Below are 26,295 nucleotides of genomic sequence, written 5' to 3' on the forward strand. Positions count from 1 at the left end.
GCCGGAGCGCTCACCCACCACCCCCCACGAACTCCCCCAACACCGCCCCCAGTTCCGCCGGTGCGTCCTCCTGGACCAGATGGCCCGCGTGCTCGATCAGGTGGAGACGGGAGCCGGGGATGCGGGAGGCCAGTTCGTGGCCCCTGGTGGGTGGGATCCAGGTGTCCTGGGTGCCCCAGCAGATCAGGGTCGGCAGGGCGAGCTCGCCGTAGCGGGGTTCGATCTCGTCCGTGAAGCGCTGGTCGTTCTGGGCGATCTGGCGGTAGAAGGCCGGCCGGCCCTCGTCCGTGCACCACGGTTCGACCAGCCGGTCGAGGACGGCCGGGTGCAGGCCGGGGCGGCTCGCGGAGGAGATGTACTCGCGCACCAGCGCGCGGTGGAGGTCCGGCGGCAGCTGTCCGAACACCTCGGGGTGCGCGCCCAGCAGCCGGTACGTGGGCGAGCCCCAGGGGGCCAGTGCCACCGGGTCGACCAGGGCCAGCCGCGCATAGCGGGCACCGTGCAGCAGATGTGCCCGCAGGGCGACACAGCCGCCGAAGTCATGCGCGACCACGGCCGGCCGGGCCGCCTCCGTGGCCAGGCCCCAGTGGGTGAGCAGCTCCGTGAAGACACGGGCCTGAGCGCCGAGTGAGACGTCCTGGCCGACGTGCTTCTCCGAGGCGCCGTAGCCCGGCATGTCCCAGACGAACACCCGGTGCCGTGTGGCGAGGGCGCGGGCGACACCCCGCCAGACGTACGACGAGAAGGGCGTCCCGTGCAGGAGGACCACCGCCGGTGTGTCCTCCTGACCTTCCCCGAGCACGGCCCACCGCACCTCGTCGCCCGACGTGCTGCGGAATGTCCGGTCCAGAAGCCACTGTGTCATGAGTGTCAGGCTAGTGACTCCTTACAGGGGTGTCGAGAGGTCGGGCTTCGTCGAGGGGCCGGTCGGTCGTCCCATGGGCCGCCAGGGGAAGCCGGCCGGTGGGCTGTCGTCCCGCTCCCCGGCGTACGGCGCTCCCGCGCGCTGCGGATGCGCCCCCGGAGCCGACCGCGCCAGCTCGTAGAATCGTGCGCACCATGGTTTACCTCGACCACGCCGCCACCACCCCGATGCTCCCGGAGGCGGTGCAGGCGATGACCGCCCAGCTGACCGTCACCGGCAATGCGTCCTCGCTGCACGCCGACGGCCGGCGGGCCCGGCGTACCGTCGAGGAGGCGCGCGAGTCCCTCGCCGTCTCGCTCGGCGCACGCCCGAGCGAGATCGTCTTCACCGCGGGCGGCACCGAGGCCGACAACCTCGCGGTCAAGGGCCTGTACTGGGCGCGCCGGGCCGCCGACCCGGCCCGTACCCGCGTCCTCGCCAGCCCCGTCGAGCACCATGCGGTCCTCGACGCCGTGGAGTGGCTCGCCGAGCACGAAGGCGCCCAGATCGAGTGGCTGCCGGTCGACAGCTACGGCCGGGTGCACGCCGAGGGGCTGCGCACGGCCATTGCCCACAACCCCGCCGATGTCGCACTCGCCACGGTCATGTGGGCCAACAACGAGATCGGCACCATCCAGCCGGTGCGTGAACTGGCCGACGTCGCCGCGGAGTTCGACATTCCGCTGCATGCGGACGCGGTGCAGGCCGTCGGCCAGCTGGAGGTCGACTTCGGCGCCTCCGGGCTCGCCGCGATGACGGTCTCCGGCCACAAGATCGGCGGGCCGTACGGCATCGGCGCGCTGCTGCTGGGCCGCGAATACGCCCCGGTGCCGGTGCTGCACGGCGGCGGCCAGGAACGGCACGTCCGCTCCGGCACCCTCGACACCCCGGCCATCGCCGCCTTCGCCGCGGCCGGGCGCCATGCCGTCGCCCACCGCGAGGACTTCGCCCGCGACATCGGCGCGCTCCGCGACGACCTGGTCAAGGCCGTCCGCGCCGCCGCCCCCGACGCCGTCCTCGGCGGCGACCCGGACCCCGCGGGCCGGCTCCCCGCCAACGCCCACTTCTCCTTCCCCGGCTGCGAGGGCGACTCCCTCCTGCTCCTCCTGGACGCCCAGGGCATCGCCTGCTCCACGGGCTCCGCCTGCACCGCCGGTGTCGCCCAGCCCAGCCATGTCCTGCTGGCCACCGGCATGTCCCCGGACCTCGCCCGCGGCACTCTGCGGTTCTCCCTGGGGCACACCTCCACCGCGGAGGACGTGGCGGCCCTGGCCGAGGCCATCGGGCCGGTCGTCGAGCGGGCACGGAGCGCGGGCCTGAGCTAGGAGTGCGCTCCTGAGAGCTGGGAGTGCGGGACTGTGAGCTAGGAGTGCGGGCCTGAGCCAGGGGGTTTCCGAGGGCCTGTCCGAGGGGTGGTGTGGGCCCGTGGCGCCCGGCGCCGGGGCCCGTGCGCCTCAGGTCTTCCGTGCGGGCGGGCTCTCCCCCGTCCGTACGGGCTTGCGCAGCTCGGCCCGGACGAGCCGCAGATAGCGGTCCCAGTCCCAGTGCGGCCCCGGATCGGTGTGATCCGTTCCCGGCACCTCCACATGCCCCACGAGGTGCTCCCGGTCGGCCGGGAAGCCGTACCGCCGGCAGATCCCCGCCGTCAGCCGCGCCGACGACGCGTACATGGCATCCGTGAACGACTCCGGGCGGTCCACGAACCCCTCGTGCTCGATCCCGATGCTCCGCTCGTTGTAGCCGCGGTTGCCCGCGTGGAACGCCACGTCCAGCTCGCGGATCAGCTGCGCGACATGCCCGTCCTTGCGGACGACATAGTGCGCGCCGGCCTCGTGATCCGGGTCCTGGAAGACGTCCAGCGCGGTCGCATAGCTGCCCTGGACGACATGGATCACCACCCGGTCGATCCCGTAATCCGCCGGCCGGTCCGCCCGCCGGTAGTTCTCCGGGGACGCCGCCACCCACTGCGCGCCCCGGTGATCCACGGCGCCGGCCTTGCGTGGTTTGTCGTTCCCCGGCAGCCGCCACCACCACTGCGCCAGCACATCGCGCCCCGCGAACGCCGCGGTCCCGGCGGCGACCGCCCCACCACCCCCGATCCACAAGGCCCGGCGCCGCGTGACGGCGGATGTGGCCTCCTGGCCGCCGCCCTTCTCCCCGTCCCTCTTCCCCATGCGCTGCATAACGCTTTCGGCCCTGTCGGCGGTTCCGTCTACTCTGGACTGGCTATGACTGATGACGCCCCCCGCCGCCTCCGCGTACTCGCCGCCATGTCCGGCGGCGTCGACTCCGCCGTTGCCGCCGCCCGCGCCGCCGAGGCCGGCCATGACGTGACCGGTGTGCATCTCGCGCTCTCCGAGAACCCGAAGTCGTTCCGCACCGGCGCCCGCGGCTGCTGCACGATCGAGGACTCCCACGACGCCCGCCGCGCCGCCGACGTCATCGGTATCCCCTTCTACGTCTGGGATCTCGCCGAACGCTTCCGTGAGGACGTCGTCGACGACTTCATCGCGGAGTACGAGGCCGGGCGCACCCCGAACCCCTGCCTGCGCTGCAACGAGAAGATCAAGTTCGCCGCGCTCCTGGACAAGGCCCTGGCACTCGGCTTCGACGCCGTCTGCACCGGCCACTACGCCACGGTCGTCCTGCGCGAGGACGGCACCCGCGAGCTGCACCGCGCCTCCGACATGGCCAAGGACCAGTCGTACGTCCTCGGCGTCCTCGACGACCGCCAGCTCGCGCACGCCATGTTCCCGCTCGGCGACACCCTCACCACCAAGGCGGAGATCCGCGAAGAGGCCGCCCGCCGCGGTCTGTTCGTCGCCAAGAAGCCGGACAGCCACGACATCTGCTTCATCGCCGACGGCGACACCCAGGGCTTCCTGGCCAAGCGGCTCGGCACGGCTCCCGGCGACATCGTCGACGAGTCCGGCAACCGCCTCGGTACGCACGAGGGCGCGTACGGCTTCACCATCGGCCAGCGCAAGGGCCTGCGCATCGGCCACCCGGCCGCCGACGGCAAGCCGCGCTATGTCCTCGACATCTCCCCGGTCGACAACACCGTCACCGTCGGCCCCGCCGCCTCCCTCGACGTCATGGCGCTGACCGCGATCCGCCCCCGCTGGTGCGGCCGTCCCCCGACGGCCGGTCCCGCGACGTACACGGCCCAGCTCCGTGCCCACGGCGGCGAGACCGAGGTCACCGCCGAGCTGATCGGCGACGCCGAGCTCCAGGTGTCCTTCACCGAGCCCGTCCGCGGTGTGGCCCCCGGCCAGGCGATCGTCCTCTACGACGGCACCCGCGTGGTCGGTTCGGCCACCATCGCCACCACGGAGCGGGCGGTGCGCGCCGAGGCATAGCCGGGCCTCCCGGAGGTGCTCCGGGGGAGGCGCGAGCCACCACGGGGCGTCGCGCCGAACGGACAACGTGCGTCGCGCCGAACTGACAAATGTCATGGCGATCCCGGGACAGGTGAAACTGTTGCCGGCCACGGCTGTGCACCAAGCTGATTGCAGCGCGGAAAGCAGCGCGGAGAGCATCAGTGCACAGCAACATGGGGGAGTGCGCCGTGAGTCGGAGCAGGCCGGTGGCCGAGGGGGAGCGCGGCAATCCGCTGCTGAAGAGCCTTACGCCGTTGATCGTGGACGCGGGCATTCCGGTGGCCCTGTATTACGTCCTCAGCGACGGCTTCGGCTTCAGCACGATGGCCGCACTGGGCTGGAGCAGCGTGGTACCGGCGCTGCGGACGGTGTGGGACCTGGTCATGAGCCGCAGCGTCAACGGCCTCGCACTGCTGATGCTGGCCGTCAATGCGGTGGGCCTGGCGCTGAGCGCGGTGGCCGGTGATCCACGGCTGATGATGGCCAAGGACAGCGGTGTGAGCAGCGTGGTCGGGATCGCGATCCTCCTCTCCGTGCGGACGAAGCGGCCGCTGATGACGGCGGGACTCAAGCCGTGGGTCACCAAGGGCAGCGCGGCCGGCAACGCCGCCTGGGACCGGCTGATGGCCGGATCGGAGCGGTTCCGACGGGCCGAGCGGCGGTTCTCGGCGATATGGGGGACGGCGCTGCTGACCGAGTGCGTGGTCAAGGTCATCGGCGCCTACACCGTGCCGGTCCACACCATGGTCTGGCTGGGCACGGTACTGACCGTGGTGGCCGTCCTGGCGGCGATGCTCATCGCCGGGGGCAGCTGCGCCGACCCGATGGAGAAGATGGTCAAGGCCGAGGCCGGAGCCGAGGTCCTGGTCGGAGCCGAGGTCGCGGTCCACTCGGGTGTCCTGACGGGAGACCCGGGCGTTGCGCGCCGGCGCACAGGCGTCGTGCGCAACGACGGGAAAATGGCTGGTCAACTGTGAGGTCCCGCACAGCGTGCGATGCGGGCGACCGGTGCGCGGCAGCCGTCACCGGTGCGCTGACCTGCGGGCATGCGGCGGGGAAGGGCGGAACGCAGGAGTCGGGCGATTGCGCACGGGAACGACGTGTCGTATATCCCACAGTCGATCAGCGGGGTGCCGCCAAATAGGGTCGGCAAAGCGAAGGAACGCCGGCGGCAGTCGGACCGGGAAATGGTGACGACAAGGACTGGCAAGGAGTTATAGGCCTTGTGAGGACTCGTCAGGGTCCGGACCGCAGGCGGCCTTTCCGCGGCCACGAAGGGAACGGAAGTCAATGTCGACTGTTCAATCTGAGGTCAAGCCCGGTATTCATACGGCCGGGCCGGCGGCAGCCCTGTACGCCGAGCTGGTCCGGCGGAATCCCGGGGAGCCCGAGTTCCACCAGGCGGCACTGGAGGTGCTGGAGACGCTGGCCCCGGTGCTGGCGGCCCGTCCGGAGTTCGCGGAGGCGAAGATCCTGGAGCGGATCTGTGAGCCGGAACGGCAGATCATGTTCCGGGTCCCCTGGCAGGACGATTCCGGGGCGATTCACATCAACCGCGGTTTCCGGGTGGAATTCAACAGCGCGCTCGGCCCGTACAAGGGCGGTCTGCGTTTCCACTCGTCCGTGAACCTGGGGATCGTGAAGTTCCTCGGCTTCGAACAAATCTTCAAGAATTCTCTTACCGGGCTGAACATCGGCGGCGGTAAGGGCGGCAGTGATTTCGATCCGCACGGCAAGTCGGACGCCGAAGTCATGCGATTCTGCCAGTCGTTCATGACGGAGCTGCACCGTCATCTCGGGGAGCACACGGACGTACCGGCCGGCGATATCGGCGTCGGCGGCCGGGAGATCGGTTTTCTCTTCGGCCAGTACCGGCGGATCACCAATCGCTGGGAGGCCGGTGTGCTCACCGGCAAGGGGCTGGCCTGGGGCGGCTCCAAGGCCCGTACGGAGGCCACCGGTTACGGCAACGTCCTCTTCACCGAGGAGATGCTCAAGCAGCGCGGTGAGGAGCTGGACGGGCAGCAGGTGGTGGTCTCCGGGTCCGGCAATGTCGCGATCTACACCATCCAGAAGGCACAGGCGCTCGGCGCCAACGTGCTGACCTGCTCGGACTCCGGCGGCTATGTCGTCGACGAGAAGGGCATCGATCTGGACCTGCTGCGGCAGATCAAGGAGGTCGAGCGCGGCCGGATCAGCGAGTACGCCACGCGGCGGGGAGTGTCGGCCACATACGTACCCGGTGGGCGGGTGTGGGATGTCGCGTGCGATGTGGCGCTGCCGTCGGCGACCCAGAACGAGCTGGACGCGGACGCCGCCCGGATCCTGGTCCGCAACGGCGTCAAGGCGGTCTCCGAGGGCGCCAACATGCCGACCACACCGGAGGCGGTGACGCTCCTCAAGTCGGCCGGTGTGGCCTTCGGCCCCGGTAAGGCCGCCAACGCGGGCGGTGTGGCGACCAGCGCGCTGGAGATGCGGCAGAACTCCGCGCGCGAGGCCTGGGCCTTCGAGCGGACCGAGGGCGAGCTCGCGGCCATCATGCGCGGGATCCACCACCGCTGCTACGAGACCGCGGAACGCTTCGGGCTGCCGGGTGACTATGTCGCCGGCGCCAACATCGCCGGCTTCGAGCGGGTCGCGGAGGCGATGCTGGATCAGGGACTGATCTAGCCGGAGGCCGTGGCCGGCCGGGCGGTCCGCACCGGACCGCCCGGCCGGCCGATCGTATGGTGACCGCATGAATATCTGTGTTTTCTGCTCCGCCGCCGATCTCGACGACCGCTATGTCACCCCTGCCCGTGAGTTCGCCGAGCTGATCGGCCGGGGCGGGCATGCGCTGGTCTGGGGCGGTTCGGACGCCGGCCTGATGAAGGTCATGGCCGACGGGGTGCAGGAGGCCGGCGGGAAGCTGATCGGCGTCTCCGTGGAGTTCCTGGCGCACAAGGCGCGCGAAGGCGCCGATGAGATGGTCGTCACCAAGGACCTCGCCGAGCGGAAGGCGCAGATGCTGGTGCGTGCCGATGCCGTCGTCGTCATGGTCGGCGGCACGGGCACCCTGGACGAGGCCACCGAGATCCTGGAGCTGCGCAAGCACGGGATGCACAGCAAGCCGGTGGTGCTGCTCAACACCGCTGGTTTCTACGACGGATTGAAGGAGCAGTTCGAGCGGATGGAGGCGGAGGGCTTCCTGCCGCTTCCCCTCACCGAGCTGGTCTTCTTCGCGGCGGACGGCGTCGGTGCGCTGGCCTACCTGGAGGAGAAGGCGGGCTTCCAGGCCTGAGCCGCCGCGCCCCGCGTCCGGCCGTCCCGCTCGTTAGGATCGGCCCCATGGGTACGCACTTGATCACGGGCGCAGGATCGGGCATCGGAGCGGCGGTCGCACGGCGGCTCGCGGACCGCGGGGAGGACCTGTGGCTGCTGGCGCGCAACGCGGTCCGGGCGAAGGAGCTGGCCGCGGAGTTCCCCGGCGCCCGTACGCTCGTGGGTGATCTCGCCAACCCCGAGAAGCTGTCGTGGGCCTTCGGGCAGCAGCCGCTGCCGGACCGTATCGACTCCCTCCTGCACAGTGCGGGCGTGATCGAGCTGGGCGCGGTCGCCGATCTGCCGGCCAAGGCCTGGCAGCGGCAGCTCGCCGCCAACCTGGTCGCGCCCGCCGAGCTCACCCGTCTGTTGCTGCCGCTGGTGCGAGTCGCTCAGGGGCATGTCGTCTTCGTGAACTCCGGTGCCGGGCTAAGCGCGCGTGCCCAGTGGGGTGCGTACGCGGCGAGCAAGCACGGTCTGAAGGCGCTGGCCGACTCGCTGCGGGCGGAGGAGCACGACAATGGCGTCCGGGTCACCTCGGTCTATCCGGGGCGTACGGCCACGCCGATGCAGGAGAGCACCCACCGCCAGGAGGGCAAGGAGTACGACCCGTCCCGCTGGATCGACCCGGAGTCGGTCGCGACGGCCATCCTCACGGCCATCGATCTGCCGCGGGACGCGGAGATCAACGATGTGTCGGTGCGGCCCGGACGCTGAGGCCCGGGCTGCCTCTTTGGCGGTTTTCCACAGCTTCCGTACGGGCGCCGCTGCTTTCGCCGCGGCGACGTACGCTGCATGAGTGACCATTGAAGCGAAGTCGACCGCGGCGGCGGGGTGCGGGTTCCGGGAGATCCGGGGGCTCGTGACGGAGCTGAGCCGTCGGCTCGACGCCCATCAGCGCAGCCGGATCGCCGAGCTCGATCTGACGCCGACGCAGGCCAAGGCGCTGGAGGAGCTCGGCGAGCCGAAGACGGCGCGGGAGCTGGCCGCGGTGCTGTGCTGTGAGCCGCCGAATGTCACCTATGTCATCTCCAAGCTGGAGAAGCAGGGCATGGTCGTGCGCCGGCCGCATCCTCTGGACGGGCGGGCCAAACAGCTCGTACTCACCGATGCGGGCCGGGAGTTGCGGCTCGATCTGCTGCGGCGGATGGGTACGGCCTCGCCGCTCGATCATCTTTCGCGCGAGGAGCGGGCCGCGTTGCGCGATGACCTGCTGAAGGCGCTGGGGCGGGGCGACTGATCCGCTCGCGGGAGCAACGCGCCGCCGGGGCCCCGGGGTGCACACCGCATCCCGGGGCCCCGGCGGTTTCGTATGCGTTCCGTTCGTATGCGTTCAGTAAAGTTATAGCTGTAACTATTGCCTCCGTGGATAGCTACAGCTTTAACTAAAACAATGATCACTGAGAAAGCTGCGCCGCACGCGACGGCGCACGAGGCCGGGACGGCCACCCAGGGGCAGGGGCAGGGTGAGGACCAGGCGCAGGCGCCCGCTTCCCCTCCGGGCCGGTCCCGCGGCGGTGTCCAACTCCTCGTCCTGGCCTTAGGGTTCGTGATGGCGAGCCTGGACACCGGCATCATGAACGTCGCCGCGAACGATCTGCGGGCCCGGCTCGGACTGACCATGTCCGGCCTCACCTGGGTCGTCGACGGCTATGTCCTCGCCTTCGCCGCGCTGCTGCTGCTCGCCGGATCGCTGGCGAAGCGGTTCGGCGCCCGGCGGATCTATCTCGTCGGGCTCGCCGTGTTCACCGCCGCGTCCCTGCTGGGCGCCGTCGCGCCGAACGGGGCGGTCCTGGTGGCGGCCCGCTTCGTCCAGGGAGTGGGCGCGGCGCTGTTCATGCCCAGCTCGCTGTCGCTGCTGATGCACGCCTTCCCCGAACCGGCGCGCCGGGCGAAGATCCTCGGCATCTGGTCGGCGATCGTCTCCACCTCCGTAGGGCTGGCGCCGACCGTCGGCGGCCTCCTGGTCGGCACGCTCGGCTGGCGCAGCATCTTCCTCGTCAACCTCCCCATCGGCCTTGCCGGGTTGCTGCTCACCCGTCGGGTGATCGCGGCGGTCCCGGCCCGCGGCTCGGCGCTCGGCGGCAGCGGTCATGTCCTGGGCCTGCTGGCCCTCGGGGCGCTGAGTTACGCGCTCATCGAGGGGCCCGACAGGGGCTGGTCCGCACCGGTCGTCCTGGGGGCGTTCGCGGTCGCGGCGGTCGCGCTGGCCGGCTTCCTCGTCCGTGAACGGGCCGTCCGCGCCCCGATCCTGCCGGTCTCGCTCTTCGCGGACCGCAGCTTCGCCGCGGCCAATGCGGTCGGCTTCCTCTTCAACTTCGCGTTCTACGGGGCGCTGTTCGTCCTCGGCCTCTTCCTCCAGACCGCGCGCGGGGCGAGCCCGGTGACGGCGGGGCTGCAGATGCTGCCGGCGGTGCTGGTCCTCCCGTTCGGCAACATGCTCTACGCCCGGTTCGGCCCGCGGATCGGCAACCGGACGGCCCTCACCGCCTCTCTGGCGCTCTCCGCCGTGGGCTACGTCCTGCTGTTCCTGATCCTCGCGCCCGGCCTGCCGTATTGGGTGCTCGCGGTGGTGCTCGCGCTCACCAACATCGGCGGCGGGGTCAGCTCCCCGGCGCTGACCGGGGTCCTGATGGCGGCCGCGGGCCGCGAGCACACCGATATCGGCAGCGCCACCCTCAACGCCAACCGTCAGATCGGCTCCCTGGTGGGCATCGCCGGTATGGGCGCGGTCCTGACGGGGGCGGGCGACGGCTACCAGGGCGCGGCCTTCGCCTTCGCCCTGACGGCGGGCGCGCTGGCCGTCGCGGCGGTGGTCGGCCGGATGGGCATCCGCACTCGGGCGTGAGGCGGATGGGGATCCGTATCCGGGCGTGAGGCGGGCGGGCATACGCACCCGGGCGTGAGGCGGGCGGGCATACGCACCCGGGCATCAGCGGCGTCCACGGCCCGGCGTGCGGGCCGTACTCCGCCTGGTGTGGCGGGCGTACGCACCGGAGCGTGACCGCCGTACGCTCGCGGGCGGGGCGGACCGCGGCGTTCCGCGCCACCTCACGCACGCACACCCACCGCAGCACCCTGCCCCGCACACCTGCCGCACCCTGCCCCGCCCACCGGCGCATACCCTGCCTGAGTGAGCGAGAACAGCACGCAGAAGTGGACCGCGGGCGCGGCGACCGGGATCGGATCGATGCCGGGCGGTGACGCGCGGGAGGCGGCCAAGACCGTCACCGGATCGCTGGAGACCTTCCCGTATCTGCCGGAGCTCCCTGCCCGCGGGCCCGGTGCCGACATGATCGGCCGGACCCTCGGGATGCTGGTCGAGGTCTACGGCCATGTGGAGCCCAGCGGCTGGCGGATCAGCGACCGGCCGGGCCGGGACACCCGGCGGGCGCACTCCTGGCTCGGGGAGGATCTCGACGCCCTGGAGGAGTTCACCCAGGGGTACGAGGGCCCGCTGAAGGTCTCCGCGGTCGGCCCGTGGACCCTGGCCGCCGCCCTGGAGCTGCGCAACGGCGAGGCGGCCGTCGGTGACCCCGGTGCCTGCCGGGATCTTGCGGCGTCCCTGGCGGAGGGGCTGCGCGGCCATCTCGCGGACGTACGGCGGCGGATCCCCGGCGCCCGGGTCGTGCTGCAGCTCGACGAGCCGTCGTTGACGGCGGTGCTCCAGGGGCGGGTGAAGACGGCGAGCGGCTACCGCACCCACCGGGCGGTGGACCGGGCGGTCGTCGAGGGCGCGCTGCGTGATCTTGTCGGGGTGGCGGAGGGCGGCCCCGTGGTCGTCCACTCGTGCGCGCCCGAGGTGCCCTTCGGGCTGCTGCGGCGGGCCGGTGTCACGGGCGTCTCGTTCGATTTCTCGCTGCTCACCGAGCGTGAGGAGGAGACGATCGGGGAGGCCGTCGAGGGCGGGACGACGCTGTTCGCGGGCGTGGTGCCGGGCGTGGACAGCCGATTGTCAGACCCTGCCGGTAGCGTCATGGGTGTCAGGACGCTGTGGCGCAGGCTGGGGCTGGCGCCGGGGACTCTGAGCGAGTCCGTGGTCATCACTCCGTCGTGCGGTCTGGCGGGCGCTTCGCCCGCTTATGCCCGCTCTGCTCTCGCCCACTGCGTCCGGGCGGCGAGATCACTCGCAGACAACCCTGAGTGACCGCACTCAAGGACCACGGGAGGACAAGACGGTGGCTGGCGAACAGCACGCAGCGGAATCCAAGGTGCCCGCCGCGGCGCGGGAGGAGCACGCGCAGCTCGCTGAGCAGATCGAGGAGCACCGCTTCCGGTATTACGTGAAGGACGCCCCGGTCGTCAGCGACGCGGAGTTCGACAAGCTGCTGCGCTCCCTGGAGGCCCTGGAGAACGAGCACCCCGAGCTGCGCACCCCCGATTCCCCGACCCAGAAGGTCGCCGGGGCCTACGCCACGGAGTTCACCGAGGTCGAGCACCGCGAACGGATGCTCTCGCTCGACAACGCCTTCGACAACGAGGAGTTGGCGGGCTGGGCCGAGCGGATCGCCGGTGAGCTGGGCGGCGATCCCAAGAGCGCGGGGTATCACTTCCTGTGCGAGCTGAAGGTCGACGGTCTCGCCGTCAACCTCACCTACGAGCAGGGCCGGCTGACCCGCGCCGCCACCCGCGGCGACGGCCGTACGGGCGAGGACATCACCCCCAACGTCCGTACGATCGCCGAGATCCCGCACCGCCTGAAGGGCGACACGATCCCGGATCTGGTCGAGGTGCGCGGGGAGGTCTTCTTCCCGATGGAGAAGTTCCTCGCGCTCAACGAGCGGCTGGTGGCCGACGGCAAACCGCCGTTCGCCAACCCCCGTAACGCCGCGGCCGGTTCGCTGCGCCAGAAGGACCCCAAGATCACCGCCAGCCGCCCGCTGCACATGGTCGTCCATGGCATCGGTGCCCGCGACGGCCTGGAGATCGACCGGCTGTCGGAGGCCTACGACCTGCTCAAGGAGTGGGGCCTGCCGACGGCCACGCACAACAGGGTCGTCGACTCCCTGGAGTCCGTACGGGAGTTCATCGACCATTACGGCGACGCCGAGACCCGCCGTACGGCCGTCGAGCACGAGATCGACGGCGTGGTCGTCAAGCTGGACGAGATCCGGCTCCAGGGGCGGCTGGGCTCGACCTCGCGGGCGCCGCGCTGGGCGATCGCCTGGAAGTACCCGCCGGAGGAGGTCAACACCAAGCTGGTCGACATCCGCGTCGGCGTCGGCCGTACGGGACGGGTCACGCCGTATGCCGTGGTCGAGCCCGTGACGGTGGCCGGGTCCGAGGTGGAGTTCGCCACCCTGCACAACCAGGACGTGGTCAAGGCCAAGGGGGTGCTGATCGGGGACACCGTCGTGATCCGCAAGGCCGGCGATGTCATCCCGGAGATCCTGGGACCGGTCGTCGATCTGCGGGACGGCGGCGAGCGGGAGTTCGTGATGCCGGCCGAGTGCCCCGAGTGCGGGACGGCGCTGCAGCCCGCCAAGGAAGGCGATATCGACCTGCGGTGCCCCAATGCCCGCGCCTGCCCCGCCCAGATCCGTGAGCGGCTGTTCTACCTGGCCGGCCGCAAATGTCTGGACATCGAGAACTTCGGCTATGTCGCGGCGACGGCACTCAGCCAGCCGCTGGAGCCCGCGGAGCCGCCGCTGAAGGACGAGGGCGATCTTTTCGGCCTTTCCATCGAACAGCTGCTGCCCATCAAGTCCTATGTCCTCGACCCCGATTCCGGTCTGCCCAAGCGGGACCCGAAGACCGGCGAGGAGAAGGTCGTCACCTTCTTCGCCAACCAGAAGGGCGAGCCGAAGAAGAACGCCCTGGCCATGCTGGAGAACATCCAGGCGGCCAAGCAGCGCCCGCTGGCCCGGATCATCACCGGTCTGTCGATCCGGCATGTGGGCCCGGTGGCGGCCGAGGCGCTGGCGCGGGAGTTCCGCTCGATCGACCGCATCCGGGAGGCGGACGAGACGGAGCTGGCTGCCGTCGACGGTGTCGGGGCCACGATCGCCGCCTCGCTGAAGCAGTGGTTCGCCGAGGAGTGGCACCAGCAGATCATCGAGAGCTGGCGGGCCGCGGGCGTCCGAATGGAGGAGGAGCAAACGGGTGAAGAGGGCCCGCGGCCGCTGGAAGGCGTCACCGTCGTCGTAACGGGCACACTTCAGTCACACACCAGAGATGGCGCGAAAGAGGCCCTCCAGAACCTCGGAGCGAAGGTGACCGGTTCCGTTTCGAAGAAGACCGGATTCGTAGTGGTGGGCGACAACCCTGGTTCGAAGTACGACAAGGCCATGCAGTTGAAGGTCCCCGTGTTGGACGATGATGGCTTCGCGGTGCTGCTGGAGCAGGGTCCTGACGCAGCGCGAGCGGTAGCTGTCACTCCACCTGAGGAGGAGTGAGGTGTCACCTCATCGGCGCATACCAGATTGATCCGCGACGCCGGGTCGCATTCGGGCAACCGTCGTCGATCGCTGCCCGTCGCGGCCTTCCGCGGCCTACTGTTGAGGAGTGCGCCTGCCGTGGCGCGGGCACAGCCGGCTGTGAGAGGGATCGGAATGAAACCGACCGACAGCGCCGCTCCGGCGTCGCGGCTCCGGCGGCTCGTCGTGCCCGCGCTGCCCGCGACCATCGTCACCGTGGCGGGCCTCGCGCTCGCCACGGGCGTCATCGTGACTCTCGGGGAGGGTGAGGCACTGTTCCCCGGCGGCTCCGTGGGCTGGTCGCTGGCGATCCTCACCGGCATCATCGTCGGCCACCTGGTCGCCCTCGGCCGGGACCGCTGGTGGGGCGGCACGGGCTCCGGCGCCGCCCTCGCGCTCGCCGTCCTGCTGCTGTACGGCTGGATGCCCGCCGTCCTCGTCAGCCTCTCCGTGGTCGTCCTGGTCGGTGCCGCCCGGCGCCACCGCTGGCGACAGGCCGTGGTGCACGGTGCCGTGGACATCCTCGGCCTCGGCACCGCGGCGCTCGGCCTCGCCGCGTTCGGCGTGGTCTCCAGCGTCCGCCACCCCTGGGCCCCGCCGTCCTGGAACCTCGCCGTCCTCCCCGAAGTCGTCGTCACCGCCGCCGGCTACCTCTTCGTCAGCCGCGGTCTGCTCTGGGTCAGCCTCACCCCCCGCACCGGCCAGCTGCCCGCCATCCCCCGAACGGCCGTGGTCCGTCAGGCACTCGTCGGTATCGCGCTGCTCGGCATCTCCCCGCTGATCGCCGTCTGCGCCATCCACGCCCCCCTGCTGCTGCCGCTGTTCGCGGTCCCGCTCATCGCGCTGGACTCCACCCTCTGGATAGCCCGCGCCCGCGCCGAGGAGCAGCTGCGCGACCCGCTCACGGGCCTGCCCAACCGCCAGTGGCTGCTGGAGCGCACCTGGACCGCCCTGGACGACGCCGAGCGCGTCGGCGCCCGCTCGGCGCTGGTCCTCATCGACCTGGACCGCTTCCGCTCCGTCAACGACACCCTCGGCCACCTCGCCGGCGACCGCCTGCTGCTGCAGATCGCCGACCGCCTGCGGCACGCCCTCCCGCGCGGCGCCGAGGCGGCCCGGCTCGGCGGCGACGAGTTCGCCGTCCTGCTGCCCACCACCGACTCCCTCACCAGCTCCCAGCGGGCGGCCCGCAACCTCGTCGCCGCCCTCGGCTCCCCGCTGGACCTCGACGGACTGACCCTCGTGCTCGAAGCCAGCGCGGGGGTCGCCGTCTTCCCCGACCACGCCCTCGACGCCGAGGGGCTGCTGCGCCGCGCCGATGTGGCGATGTATCAGGCCAAGCGCGACCGCAGCGGTGTCGAGCTCTACGAGGCCAAGCGGGACGGCAACACCCCCGACCGGCTCGGCCTGTTGGGCGATCTGCGCCGCGCCCTGGACGCCGGCGACGTCGAGCTGCACTACCAGCCCAAGGTCGGCTTCGACGGGCATGTCGCCGGACTGGAGGCACTGGTCCGCTGGGTGCACCCGGACCGCGGCCGGGTGCCACCGGACGAGTTCATCGCCATCGCCGAGTCCTCCGGACTGATGCCCCGGCTGACGGAGTACGTCCTGGAGACCGCGCTCGCCCAGGTGGCGCGCTGGCGCGCGATGGGCCTGGAGGTGCCGGTCGCCGTCAATGTCTCCCCGCGGGACGTGCACTCCCCGGGCTTCGCCGGAGCGGTCGCCGCGCGGCTCGCCCGGCACCGGGTTCCACCGGGCGCCCTCCAACTGGAGATAACCGAGCATGTCCTCCTGGAGGACCCGCAGCGGGCCGCGGACACCCTCGCCGGGCTCACCGCGCACGGCGTCAAGATGTCCCTCGACGACTTCGGCACCGGCTACTCCTCCCTCGTCCACCTGAGGCGCCTCCCGGTCAGCGAGCTCAAGATCGACCGCTCGTTCGTGGCCCGGCTGGCCGTCGACACCGAGGACGCGGAGATCGTCCGCTGCACCCTCGACCTCGCCCACTCCCTCGGCCTCCTGGTCGTCGCGGAGGGCGTGGAGGACGACGAGACCTGGGAGCGGCTGCGCGACCTCGGCTGCGACGCCGTACAGGGCTGGCTGGTGGCCGCGGCGATGCCACCGGACGAAACCACGGCCTGGCTCAGAGCCCGCGGAGAACGCGGCTGGCAGCGCGAATCGGAGACGGCCGCCCTTGCGGCGGAGAAGGCCGCCGAGCGCCCTTCGGGACAGGTCTTGAACTGACCCGGCCACCGGCCGTCCCGTGTCCCCGCTCCGAAGAACCCGCGCAGCCGCCCACGGCCGAGGACCGGCCCGACGAGGAAGAGCACGGACCGCCGTCCGGGCAGTCCGGGTCCGATTCCGGGCAGTCCGAGTCCGATACGTCCGACGCGCCCATCGAGCCCGCCCCGCATGTCGAGCCCGGCACGAACGGCCCGCCCGCGGTGCCCGCCCCGCCCGACGGGCCCGGCGTATCCGACGAGCCCGCTGCGCATGTCGAGTCCGACGCATCCGACGAGCCCGCCCCGCCCCGCGATCCCATCGAGCCCACCCGGCCCACCCGGCCCACCCGGCCCACCGAGCCCGCCTCGCCCGACGATCCCACCGAGCCCACCCGGCCCGGCGACCCCGCCTCGCCCGACAACCCCGCCAGGCCCGCCCCGTCCCACGAGCCGGACGAGCCCAAGGCGACGGACGAGGAGCCGGGCGAGGCACCGGACGACGTGCCGAACGAGGCGCCGGACGACGGGCCGGAAGACGCCGATGAGCCGTCCCCGCCGGAGGCTCCCTAGCAGGCCGCGGTGTGCGTCGGGGGATCTTGAAAACGGTCCGTGCGCGGCGCCCGCGGCCGCCCCCGGCGAAACGGTTTCGCGGCAGCTCTTCCGTACGCCATAGGATTGGGCCGGAAAAGTTCACAGGAGCATTCGCCGAGAAGACTCCGCCTGGACATTCCGCCCGGAACACTCCGCCAAGAACACCAGAGGATCGCTGCATGCCTGGCATCACGCGCGAGGAGGTCGCTCACCTCGCCCGGCTGGCACGTCTGGAGCTGAAGGCCGAAGAGCTCGACCACTTCGCCGGACAGCTCGACGACATCATCGGCGCGGTCGCCCGCGTCTCCGAGGTCGCCGATCAAGACGTACCGCCGACCTCCCACCCGCTGCCCCTGACCAACGTCATGCGGCCGGACGAGGTCCGTCCGTCGCTGACCCCCGAGCAGGCGCTCTCCGGCGCCCCGGCCCAGGAGCAGCAGCGTTTCAAGGTGCCGCAGATCCTGGGGGAGGAGTGACCGACATGGCAGACCTGATCAAGCTCACCGCCGCCGAGATCGCGGCGAAGATCGCCTCCGGCGAGCTCACCGCCGTCGAGGTGACCGAGGCCCACCTGGCCCGCATCGAGGCCGTCGACGAGAAGGTGCACGCCTTCCTGCACGTCGACCGAGAGGGCGCGCTCGCCCAGGCCCGCGCCGTGGACGAGAAGAAGGCCCGCGGCGAGAAGCTCGGCCCGCTGGCCGGTGTCCCGCTCGCGCTCAAGGACATCTTCACGACGGAGGGCATTCCCACCACCGTCGGCTCGAAGATCCTCGAAGGCTGGCTGCCGCCGTACGACGCGACGCTGACCAAGAAGCTCAAGGCCGCCGACGTCGTCATCCTCGGCAAGACCAACATGGACGAGTTCGCCATGGGCTCGTCGACGGAGAACAGCGCCTACGGGCCGACCGGTAACCCCTGGGACCTGACCAAGATCCCCGGCGGCTCCGGCGGCGGCTCCAGCGCCGCCCTCGCCTCCTACGAGGCCCCGCTCGCCATCGGCACGGACACCGGCGGTTCCATCCGCCAGCCCGCGTCCGTCACCGGCACGGTCGGCGTCAAGCCCACCTACGGCGGCGTCTCCCGCTACGGCATGGTGGCCTTCTCCAGCTCCCTGGACCAGGGCGGGCCCTGCGCCCGTACGGTCCTGGACGCGGCGCTGCTCCACGAGGTCATCGCCGGCCACGACCCGCTGGACTCCACCTCCATCGACGCGCCGGTCCCGGCGGTCGTCGAGGCGGCCCGCAACGGCAGCGTCGAGGGCATGCGCGTCGGCGTCGTCAAGCAGTTCCGCGGCGAGGGCTACCAGGCCGGTGTCATCCAGCGCTTCGACGAGTCGGTCGCGCTGATGAAGGAGCTGGGCGCCGAGATCGTCGAGCTGGACTGCCCGTCCTTCGACCTCGCGCTGTCCGCGTACTACCTCATCGCGCCCTCGGAGTGCTCCTCCAACCTGGCCCGCTTCGACGCCATGCGCTACGGCCTGCGGGTCGGCGACGACGGCAGCAAGTCCGCCGAGGACGTCACGGCCCTGACCCGTGAGGCCGGCTTCGGCCCCGAGGTCAAGCGCCGGATCATGCTCGGTACGTACGCGCTCAGCTCCGGCTACTACGACGCGTACTACGGCTCCGCCCAGAAGGTGCGGACGCTGATCACCCGCGACTTCGAGAAGGCCTTCGAACAGGTCGACGTGATCGTTTCGCCGACCACGCCGACCACCGCCTTCCCGATCGGCGAACGCGCCGACGACCCGATGGCGATGTACCTCGCCGACCTGTGCACGATCCCCACCAACCTGGCAGGCAACGCGGCGATGTCGCTGCCCTGCGGCCTGGCCCCCGAGGACGGGATGCCGGTGGGCCTGCAGATCATCGCTCCTGCCATGGCCGACGACCGGCTCTACAAGGTCGGTGCCGCGGTCGAGGCCGCGTTCACCGCCAAGTGGGGCCACCCGCTGCTTGAGGAGGCACCTGCACTGTGAGCGCCATGACCAAGAAGGCCAAGAACTTCAAGAAGTCCAAGGGCGGCCTGTATCTGTCGATCGGCAGCACCGCGTTCGGCGCCCTCAGCGTCGCGAAGCAGGCCAAGCTGGCCCGTCAGGAGAACGACACGCTCCGACTGATCGACGCCGCCGTCTCGGCCGCGGCGATCGTCACCGGCCTGGCGATCCTCTACCGCGAACTGAAGCGCCTGGGCGACGACGACGTCCTGCTGGGCTGAGAGGGAAAGTTTCACCGTGACTGTCACTGACCTGGTGTCGTACGAGGACGCCCTCGCGACGTACGACCCCGTCATGGGCCTTGAGGTCCATGTCGAGCTCGGCACCAAGACCAAGATGTTCTGCGGGTGTTCCACCACCCTGGGCGCGGATGCCAATGCGCAGACCTGCCCCACCTGCCTGGGCCTGCCCGGCTCGCTGCCCGTCGTCAACGCGATCGGCGTCGAGTCCGCGATCAAGATCGGCCTGGCGCTGAACTGCTCCATCGCCGAGTGGTGCCGCTTCGCCCGGAAGAACTACTTCTATCCGGACATGCCGAAGAACTTCCAGACCTCCCAGTACGACGAGCCGATCGCCTTCGACGGCTACCTCGACGTACAGCTGGAGGACGGGGAGATCTTCCGGGTGCACATCGAGCGCGCCCACATGGAGGAGGACACCGGCAAGTCCACCCACATCGGTGGCGCCACCGGCCGTATCCACGGAGCCCGGCACTCGCTCCTGGACTACAACCGCGCCGGTATCCCTCTCATCGAGATCGTCACCAAGCCCATCGAGGGCGCGGGCGAGCGGGCCCCCGAGGTCGCCAAGGCGTACGTCGCCGAGCTGCGCGAGCTCATCAAGGCGCTGGGCGTCTCCGAGGCCCGCATGGAGCAGGGCCAGATGCGCTGCGACGTGAACCTCTCGCTGCGCCCCAACGGCACCGAGAAGTTCGGTACGCGTTCGGAGACCAAGAACGTCAACTCCCTGCGCTCCGTGGAGCGTGCGGCCCGGTTCGAGATCCAGCGGCACGCCGCGGTGCTCTCCTCCGGCGGCACGATCGTCCAGGAGACCCGGCACTTCCACGAGGAGGACGGCTCCACGACGGCCGGCCGCATCAAGGACAACGCCGAGGACTACCGCTACTTCCCCGAGCCGGACCTGGTGCCGGTGGCCCCCTCCCGTGAGTGGGTCGAGGAACTGCGCGCGGCGCTCCCCGAGCTGCCGCGGGTGCGCCGCAACCGGCTGCGCGAGGAGTGGGGCATCTCCGAGCACGACATGCAGTCGATCCTCAACGCGGGCGCGGTCGACCTGATCACCGCCACCGTCGACGCCGGTGCGGACTCCGCCTCGGCCCGTAAGTGGTGGATGGGCGAGCTGGCCCGCCGCGCCAACGAGGACGGCGTCGAGCTGGCCGCCCTGCCGATCACCCCCGAGCAGGTCGCCCGGGTCACCGCGCTGGTCGCCGACGGCTCGCTCAACGACAAGCTGGCCCGCCAGACCATCGAGGGCGTGCTGGCCGGCGAGGGCGACCCGGACACCGTCGTCGAGAAGCGCGGTCTCAAGGTCGTCTCCGACGAGGGCGCCCTGGGCACCGCCGTCGACGAGGCGATCGCCGCCAACGCCGCCATCGCCGACAAGATCCGCGGCGGCAAGGTGGCCGCGGCCGGCGCCCTGGTCGGCGCGGTCATGAAGGCCACGCGGGGCCAGGCGGACGCGGCCCGTGTCCGTGAGCTGATCCTGGAGAAGCTGGGCGTCGAGGGCTGACGCGCGCTGCTTCTTGTGCGTGAGGCCGAGCGGCCGTCCCTCTACGGAGGGGCGGCCGCTTCGTCGTTCCGGGGCCCGCTCAGTGGCCCAGCCGTTCCAGTGCGGCGAGTGGATAGCGTTCGCCGGCGACGGCGTCGGCGGGTACGGCCGCGCGGAGTTGGTCCGTCTGCTCGGGGGTCAGGGTGATCCCGGCCGCCGCCGCGTTCTCGTCCAGGTAGGCGCGGCGCTTGGTGCCGGGGATCGGGACGATGTCCTCGCCCTGGGCGAGCAGCCAGGCGAGGACGGCCTGCGCAGGGGTGCAGCCGAAGGACTCGGCGGTGGTCCGCACGGCCTGGACGAGGCCGAGGTTGCGGTCGATGTTCTCCTCGGCGAACCGCGGCCACCGGCGGCGGGCGTCCTCGGCGGTGAGATCGTCGCGTGCGGCGAGCGCGCCGGTCAGCATCCCGCGCCCGAGCGGTGAGTACGCCACGATGCCGATGCCGAGTTCCCGGCAGGTCGCCAGCATCTCGCCCTCCACGACCTCGCGGGTGAAGAGGGAGTACTCCAACTGCACGGCGCTGATGGGGTGGACGGCATGCGCCCGCCGCAGCGTCTGCGGGCTGATCTCGCTGAGGCCGAGGTGGCGTACGGCACCGTCGGCGACGAGCCCCGCCATCGCACCGACCGTCTCCTCGATGGGGACGGCCGGATCACGGCGGTGCATGTAGTAGAGGTCGATGTGGTCCGTACCGAGGCGGCGCAGCGAGGCGTGGCAGGCCTCGCGCACCCAGGCGGCGGAGGTGTCGACCTCGTTGACCCGCCCCGTGGTGGCGTCGTGCCGCAGCCCGAACTTGGTGGCCAGCACCAGCTCGTCCCGCTGCGCGGCGGTACGGCTGCGCAGCCAGCGGCCGAGGAACTCCTCGTTGGCGCCGCGCCCGTAGGCGTCCGCGGTGTCGAGCAGCGTGACGCCGAGCTCGACGGCGCGGTCGAGCGTACGGAGCGACTCGGCGTCGTCCGGGACGCCGTACGAGGTGGACATCCCCATACAGCCGAGGCCGAGCGGGGAGACGGCCGGGCCGTGGGCGCCCAGCTGGCGGACCTTCATCGTCACCTCTGCGCCCGTCAGTTGGCGATGTCGGTCAGAAACGCGGACCAGGCGGCGGCACTCAGGGTGAGTATCGGGCCGCCGGGGTTCTTGGAGTCGCGGATGTGTATGGCGTGGGGGCAGGTGGCCACTTCTACGCAGTCGCCGCCTGCGCTGCCGCTGTAGCTGGACTTGAACCAGTTAAGACCGCGAGAGAAGTGCTGGGCTGCTGTGCTGGTCATGACTCTCCTAGCAAGTCGTCCAGCAGGCTCTTCGTCTCCTCAGGGGTGAGGGCCTGCGACCGCAGCATCCCATATACCTGTTGATACACGCTGACCTGATCTGGATCGTCGACCAGGAAGCTGATCCGTTGCGCTTCGATGTAGGCGAGATACTCATGATCGGGTTTCTCCAGCAGGACCAGCGGGCCGTCCAGGGCGGCATGGGTGCATCGGGCCGTCGGCATGATCTGAAGCCCTAAGAAAGGGAGTTCGGCGCAGGAGCGGAGATGGCGGAGCTGTGCGCGCAGGAGTTCCTGACTGCCGATCGGTCGATGGAGGACCGCCTCTTCCAGGATGAAGTTGAGCATGGGGCGGGGCGTCTTACGCTCCAGCAGCTTCTGTCGGCTGATGCGTCCTGAAACCCATTCCTCGGCCTGTTCCTCGTCCAGTGGTGGGTAGAGGGAGTCGAAGGTTGCTCGTACGTACGACTCGGTCTGCAAAAGCCCCGGCACCACCTGGTTCTGATACGACAGCAGCGTCAGCGCCTCCTCCTCATGCTCCACCAGGTCCTGCACGAACGCCGGCAGCTTCTCCCGCTCCGGGACCTTCGCCACCGCGACCGCCAACGGGTGCGCTACCGGCGGGAGCGCCGATCCGTGCCGCTGGCAAGGGAGTTCGCCCGTCATGCGCTCGCCGACTGGGACCTGGAGGGCCGGGCGGACGACGTTCTGCTCTGCGTCAGCGAACTGGCGACCAATGCCCTGCTGCACGGTGTGCCGCCCGGTCGTGAGTACCGGCTGTGTCTGTCGCTGTACGAGGACGGGCTGCTGCGTGCGGAGGTGCACGACAGCGGGGGCGGCGAGCCGCGGGTTCCGGTACGGGGCGCGGCGGAAGAGGAGTGCGGGCGGGGCCTGTTGCTGGTCTCCGCGCTCGCGGACAAGTGGGGGGTGGGGGAGCGCGATCCGGGAAAGGTCGTGTGGTGTGAGTGGTGGCCGGAGTTCGGGGGCGGTCCGCGGTGACCGGGCGGGGGCGGCCGGCGCGGGTCAGCGGCAGCCCATGGTGTCGGCGACCTTGGTCAGGACGGCGCGTTTGATCGCCGCGTACTGTGCGTCCGAACCCGTGGCTATGACGTGCACATAGCGGCTGCCCGGGCCCTTGGCGCACTCCAGTGCCGTGGCCGCGTCGCGGTCGAAGCGGAGGTCCTTGTCCGTCAGCTTCGAGGGCCGGGCGGACGAGACCTGTACCCGGGCCCGGACGCCGGTCGGCGAGAAGGCGTCCAGGGTCGCCCGGTCGCGCAGCACGAGCGCCGAGAACAGTCCCAGGTCGAGCGCGTCGTCGCCCTCCTCCAGGGCGGAGCACCTGCTGACCGGGTCGTCGCTGAAGCCGCCGAACCGGTACACCTTCCCGTCGGCCCACTTCCGTACGGTCCTGGCGTCCGCCACGCCGCAGGGCGTCTCGCCGCGCGAGAGGCGCACGGGCTTCGGCGCGGGCCAGGTGAAGCTCCGGGGGACGGGGAAGGGCTTGCCGCCGCACCGGGCTATCTGGGCGTTGCCGACGGCGAGCAGGCTCCTGGCGGCGAAGTCCGAGGCGGTGTGCCGGTCCGCCCCGGCGCTGGGGACGTTGATGTGCGCCAGCTTGTTGTGGCACTGGGGGAGGCGGAGCCAGCCGTCGACCCGGTTGCGGTTCGGCTTGATCATCCCGGGCAGGCCGTGGCGGAGCGGGACGGTGCCGAGGCCCCACCACAGGTGCGCCTTGAGCGGGGTCTTCATGACGGTGGCGTCGAGCCGCCAATCGCCCCGCTGCACCGTGCAATCCGGGTCGCCCCACCGGTCCTTCGTCTCCGTGACCTCCCAGGGGGCGTCGCCGGACGGGGCCGCCTTGGTCAGCAGCGAGCGGTCCAGGGAGCTCCAGCACGCCCGGTCGGGCAGGGCGCCGCTCCAGGGCCACTTGTCGTTCACCGTGACCCAGACGGCGAGGAGCAGCGCGGCCGTGGCCAGGGCGACCGCTGCCCACAGCTGCTTGAGGCGCGGTGCGCGGCCTCCCGTGTTCGCCGGATGTTCGACTTCCCCCATGCCAACTGAACCTAGGTTGTGGTCCTTTGACGCCGCAACCGCCTGTGGACAGTTCCCGGAGTTGTCACCCCGCTGCCTATCGCCGGTCACGGGAGTCCGCTAGCGTCCCCGTCGCCCCATCGCAATGGATTGAGTGCAGACCATTGGCTGACTGATGGACCGTCGACTGGGAGGTCGGGCGTGGCACCTGAGGTATCGCGTAGACGGGTACTGGGAGTGGGCGCGGCGGCGGGCGCGGCGATGGCCGGGTCGCTGCTGCCGCCGTCGCTGCAGCGGGCGCTGGCGGACGACGCGGCGCGGCCGGTGCGTGGCGGGGGCGGAATCGAGGACGTCAAGCACGTCGTCGTGCTGATGCAGGAGAACCGCTCCTTCGACCACTACTTCGGGGTGCTGCGGGGAGTACGCGGCTACGCCGACCGCAACGCGATCGAGCTGCCCGGCGGCCGGAGCGTCTACGAGCAGCCGGGGCTGCTGGGCCTCGGGACCGTGCTGCCCTTCCCGGTGCGTGAGGCGGCCGCCGTGCAGAAGAAGGACCTGCAGTACATCGGCGCGCTGGACCACAGCTGGTTCGGCGGGGCCGTGGCGTGGAACGGCGGCTGGATGAACGGCTGGGTCACCGCCAAGACGGCCGCCACCATGGCCCACTACGACCGGCAGGACGTCCCGCTGCACTACGAGCTCGCGGACACCTTCACCGTCTGCGACGCCTACCACTCCTCGATCCACTCCTCCACCAGCCCCAACCGCAACCACCTGGTGAGCGGCTGGACGGGCTACGAGCCCAACGGGAAGCGGGCGGTGGGCAACGACGCCTACGAGGAGGACACCCACCCCGGCTACACCTGGACCACCTACGCCGAGCGGCTGGAGCAGGCCGGCCGCAGCTGGCGGGTCTACCAGGAGTGGGACAACTTCACCGACAACAACCTGGAGTTCTACGCCCCCTTCAAGGCGGTCGCGAAGAAGGCCCTGGCAAAGGTGGACGGGGTGCAGAACATGACCGCCTTCTACGGGAAGGTGGCGGGCGCCGACGAGGCCGGGCGCACGCGGCTGCAGGGGCTGCTGGAGGACGGCGTCAAGGGGCTGAGCCGCGCGGAGCGGAGCCTGTTCGAGCGGGCGCTGCGGCGGGGCGAGCCGGACACCACGGCGAGCGCGTTCGCCGCGGACGTGGCGCGCGGCACGCTGCCCGAGGTGTCCTACCTCGTGCCGTCCGCGGCGGACTCCGAGCACCCCGGCTCGTCCTCCCCGGTCGAGAGCGCCACCATCGTCTACAAGGTGCTGGACGCGCTCGGCAGGAACCCGGACGTCTGGCGGCACACCGCGCTCTTCCTGACCTACGACGAGAACGACGGGTTCTTCGACCATGTGCCGCCGCCGGTGCCGCCCGCCGGGACCGACGGGGAATTCTGGGACGGCCGGCCGACGGGTCTGGGCATCCGGGTGCCGATGATCGTCATCTCGCCGTGGACGGTCGGCGGCTACGCCTGCTCCCAGGTCTTCGACCACACCTCGATCACCCGGTTCCTGGAGCGCTGGACGGGGATCGAGGAGCCCAACATCAGCGCCTGGCGGCGTACCGTCTGCGGCGATCTGACCGCCGCCTTCGACTTCTCCCGCGGGCGCCGGCAGCCGTCGGTCCGGCAGCCCGGCCCGGTCCCGGCGTTCAGCGGGCGCTGGGCGCCGCGGCCCCCGGCCCGGCAGACGCTGCCGCGGCAGGAGCGCGGCAGCCGCCCGGCCAGGGCGCTGCCCTACCAGCCGGACGCCGACGGCGGCCTCGACCCGGGCGCCGCGGTCTTCCGGATGGCCGTCCGCAACGCCGGCAAGGCCTCCGCGCATCTGGCGCTCTATCCGTACGCGAAGGAATTCGACGCGCCGCAGCACCGGGATGTGCGGGGGAAGGGGGAGTGGGAGGTGCCGGTGAAGGAGGGCAGGTACCGCTTCGCGGTGACGGGGCCGAACGGCTTCCGGCGGGAATTCGCCGGTACCGGTAGGGGCGCGGCCGCGGCCGTCACGATCAGCACGCGGATCGACGCCGGGCGGCAGGAGCTCCATCTGACCGTCCTCAACCACAGCCGTACCGAGCTGACCTTCACCCTCGCCCCGCTGGCCTATACGGACGCCGCGCCGCGCACGGTGAAGGTGAAGGCCGGCGGCAGCCGCACCGTCGCGCATCCCGCCGCGGCCGCGCACGGCTGGTACGACCTCGCTCTCACGGTCGCCGAGGACCCGTCCTTCCGCCGCCGGCTGATGGGGCATGTCGAGAACGGCAAGGAGTCGGTCACCGGCTGAGACGCGGTGTACGGGGCGGGGAAGGGGACGAGGTCCTTTTCTGACCTCTTTTGTGGGGAAGTCCACAAAGAGGTCAAAGGATCTCTTCCGGCTGCGAT

The 26,295-nt window shown here is 71.0% G+C and carries 24 protein-coding genes; 18 read left to right on the plus strand and 6 right to left on the minus strand.

Features of this window, described 5'->3' with window-relative positions; all coding sequences use genetic code 11:
• Positions 1–10 precede the first annotated feature (10 nt).
• Entirely contained in the window at positions 11–865 is an 855-nt protein-coding gene (locus NUT86_RS28625) for an alpha/beta fold hydrolase (RefSeq protein WP_274738271.1), read from the minus strand.
• Positions 866–1,059: 194 nt separating this feature from the next.
• On the opposite strand from NUT86_RS28625, the gene NUT86_RS28630 reads away from it, so the two are divergent.
• The gene (locus NUT86_RS28630; protein WP_274740651.1) at positions 1,060–2,229 is read left to right on the plus strand and encodes a cysteine desulfurase family protein; all 1,170 of its coding nucleotides are present in this window, start codon (positions 1,060–1,062) and stop codon (positions 2,227–2,229) included.
• 129 nt (positions 2,230–2,358) lie between these two features.
• On the opposite strand, the gene NUT86_RS28635 is transcribed toward NUT86_RS28630, so the two are convergent.
• A complete protein-coding gene (locus tag NUT86_RS28635) occupies positions 2,359–3,078 on the minus strand; it encodes an N-acetylmuramoyl-L-alanine amidase (RefSeq protein ID WP_274738273.1) in 720 nt (239 codons plus the stop codon).
• Positions 3,079–3,132: 54 nt separating this feature from the next.
• Here NUT86_RS28635 and mnmA point away from each other — a divergent pair, with 54 nt between their 5' ends.
• The 15 genes from mnmA to gatB all read left to right on the plus strand — a co-directional run bounded on the left by mnmA (position 3,133) and on the right by gatB (position 20,552).
• Positions 3,133–4,263 carry a tRNA 2-thiouridine(34) synthase MnmA gene (mnmA, locus tag NUT86_RS28640; protein ID WP_018087264.1) on the plus strand — a complete coding sequence of 377 codons (1,131 nt, stop codon included), beginning with the start codon at positions 3,133–3,135 and terminating at the stop codon, positions 4,261–4,263.
• 227 nt (positions 4,264–4,490) lie between these two features.
• Complete coding sequence (locus NUT86_RS28645; RefSeq protein ID WP_446750838.1) at positions 4,491–5,261, plus strand: VC0807 family protein; 771 nt, start codon at positions 4,491–4,493, stop codon at positions 5,259–5,261.
• Between the two features lie 313 nt (positions 5,262–5,574).
• On the plus strand, positions 5,575–6,954 hold the full coding sequence (gene gdhA, locus NUT86_RS28650; protein WP_018087262.1) for an NADP-specific glutamate dehydrogenase: 1,380 nt from the start codon (positions 5,575–5,577) through the stop codon (positions 6,952–6,954).
• 67 nt (positions 6,955–7,021) lie between these two features.
• Positions 7,022–7,564: an LOG family protein gene (locus NUT86_RS28655; protein ID WP_018087261.1), complete on the plus strand. Its 543-nt coding sequence runs from the start codon at positions 7,022–7,024 to the stop codon at positions 7,562–7,564.
• 47 nt (positions 7,565–7,611) lie between these two features.
• Positions 7,612–8,301: an SDR family oxidoreductase gene (locus tag NUT86_RS28660; RefSeq protein ID WP_018087260.1), complete on the plus strand. Its 690-nt coding sequence runs from the start codon at positions 7,612–7,614 to the stop codon at positions 8,299–8,301.
• A 145-nt stretch (positions 8,302–8,446) separates the two neighbouring features.
• Positions 8,447–8,824 carry a MarR family winged helix-turn-helix transcriptional regulator gene (locus NUT86_RS28665; protein WP_093647177.1) on the plus strand — a complete coding sequence of 126 codons (378 nt, stop codon included), beginning with the start codon at positions 8,447–8,449 and terminating at the stop codon, positions 8,822–8,824.
• 153 nt (positions 8,825–8,977) lie between these two features.
• Positions 8,978–10,432, plus strand: coding sequence for an MFS transporter (locus tag NUT86_RS28670; protein WP_274738276.1), 1,455 nt, complete (start codon positions 8,978–8,980; stop codon positions 10,430–10,432).
• A gap of 285 nt (positions 10,433–10,717) precedes the next feature.
• Entirely contained in the window at positions 10,718–11,731 is a 1,014-nt protein-coding gene (locus tag NUT86_RS28675) for a methionine synthase (protein WP_127153147.1), read from the plus strand.
• A gap of 31 nt (positions 11,732–11,762) precedes the next feature.
• Positions 11,763–13,979 (plus strand): NAD-dependent DNA ligase LigA, encoded by a 2,217-nt coding sequence (gene ligA / locus NUT86_RS28680; RefSeq protein WP_159486035.1) that lies wholly within the window; start codon positions 11,763–11,765, stop codon positions 13,977–13,979.
• 156 nt (positions 13,980–14,135) lie between these two features.
• Positions 14,136–16,244: a putative bifunctional diguanylate cyclase/phosphodiesterase gene (locus tag NUT86_RS28685; RefSeq protein ID WP_018087255.1), complete on the plus strand. Its 2,109-nt coding sequence runs from the start codon at positions 14,136–14,138 to the stop codon at positions 16,242–16,244.
• A gap of 200 nt (positions 16,245–16,444) precedes the next feature.
• Positions 16,445–16,792: a hypothetical protein gene (locus NUT86_RS28690; RefSeq protein ID WP_274738277.1), complete on the plus strand. Its 348-nt coding sequence runs from the start codon at positions 16,445–16,447 to the stop codon at positions 16,790–16,792.
• A gap of 200 nt (positions 16,793–16,992) precedes the next feature.
• Positions 16,993–17,289 carry an Asp-tRNA(Asn)/Glu-tRNA(Gln) amidotransferase subunit GatC gene (gatC, locus tag NUT86_RS28695; RefSeq protein ID WP_006602950.1) on the plus strand — a complete coding sequence of 99 codons (297 nt, stop codon included), beginning with the start codon at positions 16,993–16,995 and terminating at the stop codon, positions 17,287–17,289.
• Positions 17,290–17,294: 5 nt separating this feature from the next.
• The gene (gene gatA, locus NUT86_RS28700) at positions 17,295–18,788 is read left to right on the plus strand and encodes an Asp-tRNA(Asn)/Glu-tRNA(Gln) amidotransferase subunit GatA (RefSeq protein ID WP_018087253.1); all 1,494 of its coding nucleotides are present in this window, start codon (positions 17,295–17,297) and stop codon (positions 18,786–18,788) included.
• 5 nt (positions 18,789–18,793) lie between these two features.
• A complete protein-coding gene (locus NUT86_RS28705) occupies positions 18,794–19,027 on the plus strand; it encodes a hypothetical protein (RefSeq protein ID WP_030087700.1) in 234 nt (77 codons plus the stop codon).
• Between the two features lie 16 nt (positions 19,028–19,043).
• A complete protein-coding gene (gene gatB / locus NUT86_RS28710) occupies positions 19,044–20,552 on the plus strand; it encodes an Asp-tRNA(Asn)/Glu-tRNA(Gln) amidotransferase subunit GatB (protein ID WP_018087251.1) in 1,509 nt (502 codons plus the stop codon).
• 79 nt (positions 20,553–20,631) lie between these two features.
• Here gatB and NUT86_RS28715 read toward each other — a convergent pair whose 3' ends face one another.
• Genes NUT86_RS28715 through NUT86_RS28725 form a run of 3 tightly spaced genes read right to left on the minus strand, consistent with a single transcriptional unit; the run spans position 20,632 to position 22,450 of the window.
• Positions 20,632–21,636: an aldo/keto reductase gene (locus NUT86_RS28715; protein ID WP_274738283.1), complete on the minus strand. Its 1,005-nt coding sequence runs from the start codon at positions 21,634–21,636 to the stop codon at positions 20,632–20,634.
• A gap of 17 nt (positions 21,637–21,653) precedes the next feature.
• Positions 21,654–21,857 carry a DUF397 domain-containing protein gene (locus tag NUT86_RS28720; protein ID WP_274738284.1) on the minus strand — a complete coding sequence of 68 codons (204 nt, stop codon included), beginning with the start codon at positions 21,855–21,857 and terminating at the stop codon, positions 21,654–21,656.
• On the minus strand, positions 21,854–22,450 hold the full coding sequence (locus NUT86_RS28725; RefSeq protein WP_266444794.1) for a DUF5753 domain-containing protein: 597 nt from the start codon (positions 22,448–22,450) through the stop codon (positions 21,854–21,856). The genes NUT86_RS28720 and NUT86_RS28725 overlap by 4 nt, the downstream gene beginning before the upstream one ends.
• Positions 22,451–22,492: 42 nt before the next feature.
• On the opposite strand from NUT86_RS28725, the gene NUT86_RS28730 reads away from it, so the two are divergent.
• Complete coding sequence (locus NUT86_RS28730; protein WP_266444796.1) at positions 22,493–22,855, plus strand: ATP-binding protein; 363 nt, start codon at positions 22,493–22,495, stop codon at positions 22,853–22,855.
• Between the two features lie 24 nt (positions 22,856–22,879).
• On the opposite strand, the gene NUT86_RS28735 is transcribed toward NUT86_RS28730, so the two are convergent.
• Positions 22,880–23,908 (minus strand): hypothetical protein, encoded by a 1,029-nt coding sequence (locus NUT86_RS28735; RefSeq protein WP_159486025.1) that lies wholly within the window; start codon positions 23,906–23,908, stop codon positions 22,880–22,882.
• Positions 23,909–24,088: 180 nt separating this feature from the next.
• Between NUT86_RS28735 and NUT86_RS28740 the strand changes: the two genes are divergently transcribed.
• Positions 24,089–26,197, plus strand: coding sequence for a phosphocholine-specific phospholipase C (locus tag NUT86_RS28740; RefSeq protein WP_274738287.1), 2,109 nt, complete (start codon positions 24,089–24,091; stop codon positions 26,195–26,197).
• The last annotated feature ends 98 nt before the right edge of the window (positions 26,198–26,295 follow it).

The organism is Streptomyces sp. G7(2002), from assembly GCF_028870195.1.
In the GTDB taxonomy this organism is placed as follows: Bacteria; Actinomycetota; Actinomycetes; order Streptomycetales; family Streptomycetaceae; genus Streptomyces; species Streptomyces nigrescens.

Excerpts from the sequence above, each read along its gene's own strand:
- NUT86_RS28625 (WP_274738271.1), bottom strand. The coding sequence starts at position 865 with ATGACACAGTGGCTTCTGGACCGGACATTCCGCAGCACGTCGGGCGAC.
- NUT86_RS28630 (WP_274740651.1), top strand. The coding sequence starts at position 1,060 with ATGGTTTACCTCGACCACGCCGCCACCACCCCGATGCTCCCGGAGGCG.
- NUT86_RS28635 (WP_274738273.1), bottom strand. The coding sequence starts at position 3,078 with ATGGGGAAGAGGGACGGGGAGAAGGGCGGCGGCCAGGAGGCCACATCC.
- mnmA (WP_018087264.1), top strand. The coding sequence starts at position 3,133 with ATGACTGATGACGCCCCCCGCCGCCTCCGCGTACTCGCCGCCATGTCC.
- gdhA (WP_018087262.1), top strand. The coding sequence starts at position 5,575 with ATGTCGACTGTTCAATCTGAGGTCAAGCCCGGTATTCATACGGCCGGG.
- NUT86_RS28655 (WP_018087261.1), top strand. The coding sequence starts at position 7,022 with ATGAATATCTGTGTTTTCTGCTCCGCCGCCGATCTCGACGACCGCTAT.
- NUT86_RS28660 (WP_018087260.1), top strand. The coding sequence starts at position 7,612 with ATGGGTACGCACTTGATCACGGGCGCAGGATCGGGCATCGGAGCGGCG.
- NUT86_RS28670 (WP_274738276.1), top strand. The coding sequence starts at position 8,978 with ATGATCACTGAGAAAGCTGCGCCGCACGCGACGGCGCACGAGGCCGGG.
- NUT86_RS28685 (WP_018087255.1), top strand. The coding sequence starts at position 14,136 with ATGAAACCGACCGACAGCGCCGCTCCGGCGTCGCGGCTCCGGCGGCTC.
- gatC (WP_006602950.1), top strand. The coding sequence starts at position 16,993 with ATGCCTGGCATCACGCGCGAGGAGGTCGCTCACCTCGCCCGGCTGGCA.
- gatA (WP_018087253.1), top strand. The coding sequence starts at position 17,295 with ATGGCAGACCTGATCAAGCTCACCGCCGCCGAGATCGCGGCGAAGATC.
- NUT86_RS28705 (WP_030087700.1), top strand. The coding sequence starts at position 18,794 with ATGACCAAGAAGGCCAAGAACTTCAAGAAGTCCAAGGGCGGCCTGTAT.
- NUT86_RS28715 (WP_274738283.1), bottom strand. The coding sequence starts at position 21,636 with ATGAAGGTCCGCCAGCTGGGCGCCCACGGCCCGGCCGTCTCCCCGCTC.
- NUT86_RS28720 (WP_274738284.1), bottom strand. The coding sequence starts at position 21,857 with ATGACCAGCACAGCAGCCCAGCACTTCTCTCGCGGTCTTAACTGGTTC.
- NUT86_RS28735 (WP_159486025.1), bottom strand. The coding sequence starts at position 23,908 with ATGGGGGAAGTCGAACATCCGGCGAACACGGGAGGCCGCGCACCGCGC.